This is a genomic window from Chroococcidiopsis sp., assembly GCF_051657925.1.
GTDB lineage: Bacteria > Cyanobacteriota > Cyanobacteriia > Cyanobacteriales > Chroococcidiopsidaceae > Chroococcidiopsis.
The window spans coordinates 1-8,722 of the sequence record NZ_JBOFLP010000074.1 but is presented as its reverse complement, the minus strand read 5'-3'; the positions used below and the strand labels follow the sequence as shown (position 1 = coordinate 8,722).

Here is an 8,722-nt window from a genome sequence, read left to right as displayed (position 1 = left end):
AGGCGACTAGTTGAGTAGTAAGGCGTTAGACTACTCGGTTCAGTTGAGTTGCGCTCGACAACAATTACCCCACAGGAGTTGTATGGATATATTTGGCGATCCGACGCTTTGAGACATTTGAGCAGGCGATCGCGATCGTTGTAGACAGGGACAATAACTGAAATAAAAGGGAGGCTGCTTTGAACCTCCCTGTAATGCGGGGCTTTCATCTCTAATCAGTCGGTCACTCCAGAAGGGGACAGGAGACACAGGGGAGACGAGGGAGACACAAAAGAACACCAGAGGCTGGTTGAATTCTTGCTCCAATTTTCATCTTCCATTCTGTCCCCTACCTCCTGTTTTCTGCTTCCTATTTTCTGTCCCCTGCCCTCTGTCGCCGCGATCCTGTCTCCCACCCCCTTTTGAATTTCAGCTGCCCATAGACCAACCTTCGGGGAAATATGTTTTGCCCTTAACGCAAATGGGCGAGTCACTTGCAGTCAAGTTATTAGGAGTAAAGTTACTCACTTCAGAGCCAGCTTCAGATTTGACCATAATTGGAGAAGCAGCAAGCGGATAGTTAGCATCGTTTCTCAGAGCTACGATTCCACAAGCGTTAGCTTTGGCTCGACGGGTGGAAGGAACGCTGTTATACGTGATTTCGGTGTTGGAGTATGCGCCCAGCCCCGTGAAATACACGTTGCCATTTGAATCTTTGAACACAGCAGCGGGGGGAGTAGCAGCCAAACTACCATCACTGCATTTGGGTGCAGCCCCTACTGTCAAGGATGCCATTGTGTAGTTTGTACCGGATCTGGTGAAAGAAGAAGCAGAGTCAATTGGGTATGATTCAGAATCAGACAAGGTAATGACACCGCAGGCATTAGCAGAGGCGCGTCTTACCTTGGGAGCGCCACTGTACTCAATCGTGTAGGAGCTGTAATCAGTTAGTCCCGATACCACAATGCCACCGTCAGCAGTCTTCGTAGCAACAACTTCAGCGGATGCTGGCAGGATACCAATAGCCAGTGTACCGAGGGCAACAACAATAGCAGAAACTTTTTTAGCGTTCATGAGTGCAAATCTAAAATCCTTGGGAAGAATAAATTAGAGGATCAGCCACGGCACTCATTGCAACTCCGTTCTGTGGCTGCCTCTACTAAATTGGCATAAAACATTTGTACTTGCATCGCTGTAGATACGGAGCAAATTACAAAGGGTTGAATAAAATTTCTGCGCAAAATAAGAACAAATGATGAACTTCATCCCTCCACCGTCACAACCGCACACGTGGGAACCCCTTTGTTATCTAGAACTTCGCCTGGGGCAAATGGTTAATCTCAATAGTCTCTGTGGTGTACGGCTACAATGCTCGTATTTTCGATCTAGGGAGGAAGCACAAGCAGCTTTCGACAGAAGAGATCCAGGAACGGAGGGAATGGACGGTGACAGCGACGGTAAAGTATGCGAGTGGGGAACCCAAGGGATTGACAAGCGATGAAGCGATGGATTGTTGCACTGCCGATACTGGCAATCGCCTTCTTTTTACTTATTCCCAAACCCCAACGTAGTAGTAAGACAGAGCTACCAACTCCTAGCAGCAGCCCCCAAAGCAAGCCATCTCCACCAGCCCAAACTTGGCAGGTCGTCAAAGTCGCAGACGGCGATACGATTACGGTGACACAGGGCGATCGCAAGGAGAAGATCCGGTTTTGTGGGGTCGATGCCCCAGAAAGAAAACACGGGAATCAGCCAGGGCAACCATTAGGCAATGAGTCAAAGGCAAACTTGCAGCGACTCATTGATGAGGCTAACGGTCAGGTGCAACTGTCATTCATCGAAAGCGATCGCTACGGTCGCCAGGTTGCAGAGGTATTTGCAGGTAACAAGTTTTTGCAAGAGGAGCAGGTAAAGGCTGGATTTGCATATCACTATGCTAGGTATTCAGGTAACTGTCCTCACCGCGATGCGATCGTACAGGCGGAGGCGATCGCCCAGTCTAACCACTACGGCGTGTGGGGTGGCAACTATGAAAAACCTTGGGATTATCGGAAGAAAAACAAATGAAAGATAAAAAGCTGAATCTAGAGGGTTTTACTCTAATTGAAACTTTAATTGTTGTCATCATCGTTGGAGTCCTAGCCGCGATCGCTGGTCCCTCATGGGTTGCCTTCGTCCAGCAGCAGAAATTAAGCAAGGCAGCGGATAAGGTGTACTGCTGGGAAGTCATAGGCGCTCAGTCAGTAGCGAAGAAGGATAAACTTACAAAATCTCCGCCAACAACAATTCAAGATATCGATCCCACCGTCACCGTGACCTATCCAACCACGATGATTCAGTTTGACTATCGCGGTGCTGTGAAGAATGAGGATGTCATCCCCTATAGAACCCATTTGAGATCTATACAGGAGGGCAATCGAATTTGACTGAACTACGAGCTAAGTTACAAATTTTATAGATTGATCGTCAGGATTTTTTTCTTGCTTTTTTTGTCGCTCAACACGACTGTATTGTAGGGTGATGTATCCGTTCCCAGCGGAATTGGCAGCCAAAAACTGGGGTTTTTATGATCGAGTTCGCCTAAATCAATGCTTTTCGTTATATCGCCATCTGTTGCCAGATAAGCGGTAAGTTCGCCCTTATAATCTTCAATTAAAAAGTCGCTAAATAAAACGACTTGCCCACCCTCAGGATGTATACCAAGGATGACCGTACCGCTGAAAGTTGCGCCTTTTCGTTCTTCATCAACTGTTGCCATTATGATTTCCGAGGGGTCTTGACCGGACATATCTGCCATAAACTTTTTCCTGGGCGAATTCTCAACAATTGAAAATGATTTTACAAGAGCGCTATGGGCGATCGCAAAACTCTCAGGACGTATTTCTGCATCGGTCTTGCAAATGTATAGCCAAGCTAAGTACAGGACAAAAATTGTAGAACATTGAGGAATTCATCCATTTTCTGTTCCAAGTTGAGAACAATGTTTCGGAGATGGTCAAGTCCATAACTCATTTGGGAGCTTTTTGAGCTGGGCTAGAATCAAAATAAAAATGCCCTATTCCAGCAGCTTAAGCGACAAAGAATGGGAAATCATTGAACCCTTACTGCCAAAAAAGAAGCAAACCCGGCCCCCCAAATGGACAAAGCGCCAAATTCTAGATGGAGTGTTCTATCAGTTGAAGAATGGCTGCAATTGGGGAGACTTGCCCACAGACTTGCCACCGTACTCAACGGTGTTTTGGCACTATAAAAACTGGCGTAGTGAAGGCGTACTCGATGAAATTATGACTGCGCTTCATGCTCAGGTACGGCAACGTGCCCAAAAAAACAGCAATGGACACGATTGTTGATCGTTGACTTCCCTTGCGGTGAAGAATACCTGCACTGCTAGCATCGAGACTAAGGGATTTTGCTTCTACAAATTTACCAACGGCATCAAACGCCATCTGGCAGTCGATACATTAGGATTGCCATTTTTCAGGCACTGTACGAGCGCGAATGTCAGCGATGACCAAGGCTTGATTGAGATGCTCATCGACCATTTAGACTACTTTCGCAAAAAGCCCGTGAATATTCCTAAAATCACAATCTTGCAAGGGCGACGGCTATCATCCCGACAAAATCACGGCTGCATTACAGTTGGTCTATCCACAAATCATGACGAAAATTCGCTTTCAACTGGCTTTGAAGCCGACCAAAGCTGAAAAAGCAGCACAAGGTAAGACTGGATTTGTCCCCATTGCAACGCGGTGGATCATCGAGCGCTCGAATGCTTGGATGGAGCGGTGCAAGAGTTTAGTCAAGAACTTTGAGCGCACCTTAGATCATGCCACTGCCAAGATCGATCTCTGCTTTATCCGATTGATGCTGAAGCGCTTAGCCAAGGCATAAGATCCCAAATGGGTTCTATAGAATCAACTTGAGTGCAACTGATACTAGCAAACAGAAGTGCGTTGTTGTCATGACAATATTGGGAACAGCCAAGATAGGCAATGACGATGCTGAGTGTGATGCCCTGAGTAGTTCCTAATGATGGTTGCAGTTTTACTACAGCTACTTTTCCTACAGATAATGATTGGCGCGATCGCCCTACTAACCTTGTACCTGAGTCAACTAGAGCCGGATATTCAACCAGCAAGAAGGCGATCGCATAAATGACTACCAACAGCTATGCTAAACAAATGATCCTGCATTCAATCAGAGATCGGGAAACTTACTTCTGCGATGGAGAGCTAGGCGAGTTTATCGAAGCAGCCAAATCTCTAGGCTTTGATTATGACTATTGCAAAACCGAGGATGGCTTCGACTTCATGGCTTGGAACCCAGGTGATGAGGAAGAAGTAGCTAAAATCAAACTGTGAGGCGAGCGATCGCGTTCTTGACTGTAGGCAAAGGTTAGATAACTGCATTACTGCATAGATAGCGATTGCACGCTAAGCGCTTAAATTGGGTTAGGAGGTGTGTAGGGGGAGGAAGGAAATATGATGGGGAACCAAGGAAATCTAGTTGGGGAATAACTTTTGAGAAGTATTTAGCAGGCTTTATCCCCTTGAATTTTATTGTTCCCAGCCAGATCTATACCAACAAAGCCAATTACTAGTTGGTAAACTATTACTTAATGTGAATTTAGTTAAGCAAGAAATATAAGGCGATCTAAAGTTGAAAAATAGCAAACTTAGCTTAAATACCAATTTTATTCTTAGAAAATACTTCAGGAGTTTTTTCTACTATTAGATGGTGGTTTCTGACCTCATTTAGGAGTTTTTTTGAACTTCTACTAATGTAGAAATGCTTAGGCTTACTGAAATAGAGCGAGGCAGGTTTTACCTACTGCTCGCTCGGGTTTCATCAGGTCTGAAATCAACAACTATCAAAATAGAACGTTTTCTTTAACTCAAAAATACTTCAAGATAGTCTTCACTAAGACAACAAATTGTTATAAATAGCTATTTTGCGCAATTCGTCGCTTAAAGCCCGCTTAGCTTGATGATGCGAGGCTTGATAGAACGAATTTCAATTCTAGAAAAATAAAAAAACATATGAGACACAAATCGAGTTTTTTACGCTTACTAACAATAGGAGCGTTTGTTGCTAGCTTCACTCCTGGTGTAGTATCAGCAGCGCCTTACCCTAGTGGAAACTATAGACTTTTTCTCGATTACGATCCCGAGCGAGCGGCTGCTGGTGCCGCAGGTGTCATTGGAAGGTATTCTAGTTGTATTAATTTTACTACTACTGGAGCACCTGGTGGGTATACTCAATGGGGATCGTGGACATTTGCGGGTGGGGGTTTCAAGGGTGATTGGAGGCAGTTAGGAGATAGTATTACTTGGTATGGGTTTAGTGACTTAGACGCTGTCTTTGGAACTGGATTGGTACAAGCGGCGACGAATATGAGTGGGAAATATGCCCAGTACAATCGTGTCAATGGACCCGCAGCCGCTGCTGGGGCTATACCGGCTTACACTGGTGCTTGGACTATTGTTAAAGATACAGCCGCCTGCCCTTAAGCGTTAGAAAGCATAATAAAAAAGTAGTGTTACGACACTCCCTTAAGCAGCATCTACCAGGACTAACAGTACCATACTTTGCCATTTAATCACCCATCTACTACTCACTAATCTCGCTCTGATTAGTAACACATTATCAGCACTATTTTTATTGCGCTTCCTCTTCCTATTTTTAGCAGCTTCTATTTGACTGTAATTTGGTTTTTAATAGTTGAGAAATAAGTAAGAACAACAACAGACTAATCACAATTAAAGTATCTCCCGTCGGCAGAAAGTGCCAATTACCAGACTTAGTTTTGCTGTCTACAGGGAAGCTCTAACAAGTAAAAGGTTTACTAACAGTACTTTAGGGTAGAAGCTGTTTCAATGTTTCAAGTAAAGTTACCCTACCTTTTCACGTTGCTTCCACTTCGATCGGCAAGAGAAGGCGATCGCGTCCCCGACTGTAAATATTTTCAGTCAGATAAGCGGGAAGATTCTATCTTGTCCACTCGTCCACTGGACAAATCAATATGTCCAGTGGACAACATCATTTACATCAAATAGACAATTCATCTTGGAAGCGGCTGACAAGAAGCAAATTAATTTCTCCAACTAATAAGTTGGCGATCGCAGTAGAGACAATGCCCACGTAGGGAATCGCCAATTTTAAATTCTCCTGCTCAAGCTAGATGCTTTAGACAAAAAAGTTGACTGCGCTAACGTTTGTCTCTTTCAGGATTGCTAGTTGGTCAGTGCCTATACTAATAAGAGTATCGCTTCCACTTTGGGTAAGAGATACGTCGGTTTTACTTAATCCCAAACCAGTTAGATCGATTCGCTCGTTGATGCCGTAGTTATAGATTGTAGTAACTCCTGCCCCAGTTCCAAGAATGAAGGTGTCCTGACCCTCACCAGCGTAGACGATATCGTTACCTCCTCCATCAATCTGAATTTCCGACTCTCCGCCTGCATATTCAATCAAACATCCTCGGAGGCTGACCAAACCACCGCGAAGGTTAATGACATCATTGCCCGAACCGTCATAAATGGTGTCGTTGCCCAGACCTGAAACAATCGTGTCATTGCCGGACTCGCCGTAAATTTGGTTGTCACCACCAAACGTAAAGATTGTATCAGTCCCACCTCCAGCAAAGATAGAGCCAGCGTTACTAGCAATCAAGTCATCTCCCGCTCCAGCGTTTATTTGGTTATCACCGCCAGCAAAAATATTGTCATTACCAGCACCAGCATCGATTGAGTATTTGAAAGAGGAACTCTCAAGAATGATACAATCGTTACCGTTACCTGCATTAATCTTGTGGTTGCCTCCACCGATGGTGAGATCTTGAATTCGATCGTCTCCTGCACCTGCATTGACAACATCATCCCCGCCAGAACCAATATTAATAATATCGTTACCCGCGCCAGCGACAATCTCATCACTGCCGCCACCCGAAAAAATTGTGTCACTACCGTCTCCAGCATCGATTAGATCGTTGCCACTACCCGCATTGATGATGTCGTCTCCTCCCCCAGCATAAATCTTGTCGTTGCCTCCAAGCTCGCCATCAAAGATGTCATTACCCGCACCAAGAGAAACAACATCATTGCCAGATCCAGTGGCTACATAGTCATTACCAGCACCAGTATTAACTGTGTTGTTACCTGCATCTGGTAAGGGGCTGTAGAAGATTGCTTCTCCACCGAAGGGAGGAAAGTTATTAATAGAATCAAAACTAACCCCAGCCAAAACAACGTCATTGCCTGCTCCCGTGGAAATCTGGTTGTTACCGCCTAAAGCCTCAAACCAGTCAGGATTTGACGTGCCAGTCAAAGTCTGGTCATTTGATGTAGCAGTTTCTACTGTGTAATTTATCCCGCGAAAAACTCTTGTTGTCATATTTCAATTGCTCCTCAGTCTTTGTGCAACCATTTAGGGATGTACCAAGAGAATGAAGGTTACAAGCAATTTAAGTGGATGATTTCCTCTCGGAGCCTCAAACTTATCGGCTTGATGCTGCGGGAAGAATATCGATCGTTAATTGCTTCGCAATGTAATAGTGGCTTCTGCCATTCATGGATATTTCCGTTTCTAAAGCCAACAGTCGTATGGCAAGGAGCCTTCTCTCCTGGCATCGGAAACTTCTATCCGCATACCACCCCAGATACTTTCAGTCGTGGGGTTTTAGAAAACAGAAAAACAAATATTCAGTTGAATACGTTTCGCGCCCTAGCTCCGTAATACTTATGACGGCAATACCAGGAATTACAGGTTGAACTATAACCATTGCTGCCACAGTCTTATATCTACCAGAATTCCGACTTAGGTAGTTCGGTGGTATATAGTGCTGGAGTGGCTATGTGTAATCTATCACCAAGAACCGTGACAAGTAAAGCCTCCGTTCGCCCCTAACTACTGCTTCCCCTTTGGGAGAGGTGCAATCAGTATTTCAGCTTTTTAAAATGGGCATTGCCAAACACAATTTTTTGTAGTGATATGGGCAATTTCCTTAGAATTCTAAGCGTGCGATCGCATCAAATAAACAACTCAGGGGATACATGAAAGAATTCCCCCAAAGCCTTAGCCTGAGCTTTACTGATCCCACGCTTGCCATTCACAACTTCAGAGACTACACCTCTAGACCCTATCACGCCAATTAAATCTTCCTGTTTGAAATCCCTTGCTTCTATTAGATGCAAAAGAATAGATTGGGGAGTCGAGCCGCCAAGTTGATAGTGTTCGTCCTCAAACTTTTCAACCAGAATTACCAAAAGATCCAAGAGAGCATCTTGCTCTGGAGTGCGGTTTTTTTCCGCCATTAACTTTTCAATAATCTCCAAATACTTCTCATTTTCTTCTTCGGTTTCTACCACTTTTGGCTGAATTTCTACCAGCAGGGAGCCATAAACATTTTTATCAAAAGTAAGGGTCATCTTTCCATTTCTCCTTATCATATTCAGCGTGGGTCAAAACATATTTGATATAAGCTATCTGTCTTTGATAATCAATATGTACAATCAGGCGATAGTCATTCCCTTTAATGTTAAATACCGTAAAGTTTCCTACAGCATCAGCACTTGGATAAAATTGTCTTACCTCGACTAGGCTTTTCCATTAGAGTTCTTGCATAAGTCAGGAAGGCTTAAAAAGATCAAGTTCGTAGTTGTACAGCCCAGCTATCAGATTGAATCTCAACCCAAATCGTTTTCTCCGATTTCGATATCTTTCCGCCAAAATTTTAAACACTTTC

The 8,722-nt window shown here is 44.3% G+C and carries 13 protein-coding genes and 2 pseudogenes; 9 read left to right on the top strand and 6 right to left on the bottom strand.

Features of this window, described 5'->3' with window-relative positions:
- Both ACRC32_RS05745 and ACRC32_RS05740 read right to left on the bottom strand, forming a co-directional pair.
- Positions 1-209, bottom strand: a 209-nt coding sequence (locus ACRC32_RS05745) for a glycosyltransferase (RefSeq protein ID WP_438553091.1), incomplete at its 3' end; no start/stop codon positions are given.
- A 199-nt stretch (positions 210-408) separates the two neighbouring features.
- Positions 409-1,053 carry a hypothetical protein gene (locus ACRC32_RS05740; RefSeq protein ID WP_438553090.1) on the bottom strand — a complete coding sequence of 215 codons (645 nt, stop codon included), beginning with the start codon at positions 1,051-1,053 and terminating at the stop codon, positions 409-411.
- Positions 1,054-1,231: 178 nt separating this feature from the next.
- Between ACRC32_RS05740 and ACRC32_RS05735 the strand changes: the two genes are divergently transcribed.
- The 3 genes from ACRC32_RS05735 to ACRC32_RS05725 are packed head-to-tail and all read left to right on the top strand — an operon-like array spanning position 1,232 to position 2,405.
- Positions 1,232-1,480 (top strand): hypothetical protein, encoded by a 249-nt coding sequence (locus ACRC32_RS05735; RefSeq protein ID WP_438553089.1) that lies wholly within the window; start codon positions 1,232-1,234, stop codon positions 1,478-1,480.
- Positions 1,477-2,046, top strand: a complete 570-nt coding sequence (locus tag ACRC32_RS05730) for a thermonuclease family protein (protein ID WP_438553088.1) — start codon at positions 1,477-1,479, stop codon at positions 2,044-2,046. The genes ACRC32_RS05735 and ACRC32_RS05730 overlap by 4 nt, the downstream gene beginning before the upstream one ends.
- Positions 2,043-2,405: a pilus assembly FimT family protein gene (locus ACRC32_RS05725; protein WP_438553087.1), complete on the top strand. Its 363-nt coding sequence runs from the start codon at positions 2,043-2,045 to the stop codon at positions 2,403-2,405. Before ACRC32_RS05730 ends, ACRC32_RS05725 begins: the two co-directional genes overlap by 4 nt.
- 26 nt (positions 2,406-2,431) lie before the next feature.
- Here ACRC32_RS05725 and ACRC32_RS05720 read toward each other — a convergent pair whose 3' ends face one another.
- Positions 2,432-2,776 (bottom strand): hypothetical protein, encoded by a 345-nt coding sequence (locus ACRC32_RS05720; protein ID WP_438553086.1) that lies wholly within the window; start codon positions 2,774-2,776, stop codon positions 2,432-2,434.
- 253 nt (positions 2,777-3,029) lie between these two features.
- Here ACRC32_RS05720 and ACRC32_RS05715 point away from each other — a divergent pair, with 253 nt between their 5' ends.
- The 5 genes and pseudogenes from ACRC32_RS05715 (at position 3,030) to ACRC32_RS05695 (ending at position 5,489) form a co-directional block, all read left to right on the top strand.
- Positions 3,030-3,329, top strand: coding sequence for a transposase (locus ACRC32_RS05715; protein WP_438553092.1), 300 nt, complete (start codon positions 3,030-3,032; stop codon positions 3,327-3,329).
- 3 nt (positions 3,330-3,332) lie between these two features.
- Positions 3,333-3,870, top strand: a pseudogene (locus ACRC32_RS05710) (transposase).
- A gap of 138 nt (positions 3,871-4,008) precedes the next feature.
- Entirely contained in the window at positions 4,009-4,137 is a 129-nt protein-coding gene (locus tag ACRC32_RS05705; RefSeq protein ID WP_438553085.1) for a hypothetical protein, read from the top strand.
- Positions 4,134-4,340: a TonB-dependent receptor gene (locus tag ACRC32_RS05700; RefSeq protein ID WP_438553084.1), complete on the top strand. Its 207-nt coding sequence runs from the start codon at positions 4,134-4,136 to the stop codon at positions 4,338-4,340. Before ACRC32_RS05705 ends, ACRC32_RS05700 begins: the two co-directional genes overlap by 4 nt.
- Positions 4,341-5,018: 678 nt before the next feature.
- Complete coding sequence (locus ACRC32_RS05695) at positions 5,019-5,489, top strand: hypothetical protein (RefSeq protein ID WP_438553083.1); 471 nt, start codon at positions 5,019-5,021, stop codon at positions 5,487-5,489.
- 676 nt (positions 5,490-6,165) lie between these two features.
- Here the strand turns inward: ACRC32_RS05695 and ACRC32_RS05690 are convergent.
- A complete protein-coding gene (locus ACRC32_RS05690; protein ID WP_438553082.1) occupies positions 6,166-7,371 on the bottom strand; it encodes a calcium-binding protein in 1,206 nt (401 codons plus the stop codon).
- A 78-nt stretch (positions 7,372-7,449) separates the two neighbouring features.
- On the opposite strand from ACRC32_RS05690, the gene ACRC32_RS05685 reads away from it, so the two are divergent.
- Positions 7,450-7,713, top strand: a complete 264-nt coding sequence (locus tag ACRC32_RS05685; protein ID WP_438553081.1) for a hypothetical protein — start codon at positions 7,450-7,452, stop codon at positions 7,711-7,713.
- Between the two features lie 293 nt (positions 7,714-8,006).
- On the opposite strand, the gene ACRC32_RS05680 is transcribed toward ACRC32_RS05685, so the two are convergent.
- Together ACRC32_RS05680 and ACRC32_RS05675 are read right to left on the bottom strand one after the other, a co-directional pair.
- The gene (locus ACRC32_RS05680) at positions 8,007-8,405 is read right to left on the bottom strand and encodes a helix-turn-helix domain-containing protein (RefSeq protein ID WP_438553080.1); all 399 of its coding nucleotides are present in this window, start codon (positions 8,403-8,405) and stop codon (positions 8,007-8,009) included.
- Positions 8,389-8,586 (bottom strand): annotated as a pseudogene (locus ACRC32_RS05675) (type II toxin-antitoxin system HigB family toxin); the annotation flags it as partial. The gene ACRC32_RS05680 and the pseudogene ACRC32_RS05675, both read right to left, overlap by 17 nt.
- Between the last annotated feature and the right edge of the window lie 136 nt (positions 8,587-8,722).

Coding starts and splice junctions, on each gene's coding strand:
- ACRC32_RS05740 (WP_438553090.1), bottom strand. CDS start 1,053: ATGAACGCTAAAAAAGTTTCTGCTATTGTTGTTGCCCTCGGTACACTG.
- ACRC32_RS05735 (WP_438553089.1), top strand. CDS start 1,232: ATGATGAACTTCATCCCTCCACCGTCACAACCGCACACGTGGGAACCC.
- ACRC32_RS05730 (WP_438553088.1), top strand. CDS start 1,477: ATGAAGCGATGGATTGTTGCACTGCCGATACTGGCAATCGCCTTCTTT.
- ACRC32_RS05725 (WP_438553087.1), top strand. CDS start 2,043: ATGAAAGATAAAAAGCTGAATCTAGAGGGTTTTACTCTAATTGAAACT.
- ACRC32_RS05720 (WP_438553086.1), bottom strand. CDS start 2,776: ATGGCAGATATGTCCGGTCAAGACCCCTCGGAAATCATAATGGCAACA.
- ACRC32_RS05715 (WP_438553092.1), top strand. CDS start 3,030: ATGCCCTATTCCAGCAGCTTAAGCGACAAAGAATGGGAAATCATTGAA.
- ACRC32_RS05705 (WP_438553085.1), top strand. CDS start 4,009: ATGATGGTTGCAGTTTTACTACAGCTACTTTTCCTACAGATAATGATT.
- ACRC32_RS05700 (WP_438553084.1), top strand. CDS start 4,134: ATGACTACCAACAGCTATGCTAAACAAATGATCCTGCATTCAATCAGA.
- ACRC32_RS05695 (WP_438553083.1), top strand. CDS start 5,019: ATGAGACACAAATCGAGTTTTTTACGCTTACTAACAATAGGAGCGTTT.
- ACRC32_RS05690 (WP_438553082.1), bottom strand. CDS start 7,371: ATGACAACAAGAGTTTTTCGCGGGATAAATTACACAGTAGAAACTGCT.
- ACRC32_RS05685 (WP_438553081.1), top strand. CDS start 7,450: ATGATTTCCTCTCGGAGCCTCAAACTTATCGGCTTGATGCTGCGGGAA.
- ACRC32_RS05680 (WP_438553080.1), bottom strand. CDS start 8,405: ATGACCCTTACTTTTGATAAAAATGTTTATGGCTCCCTGCTGGTAGAA.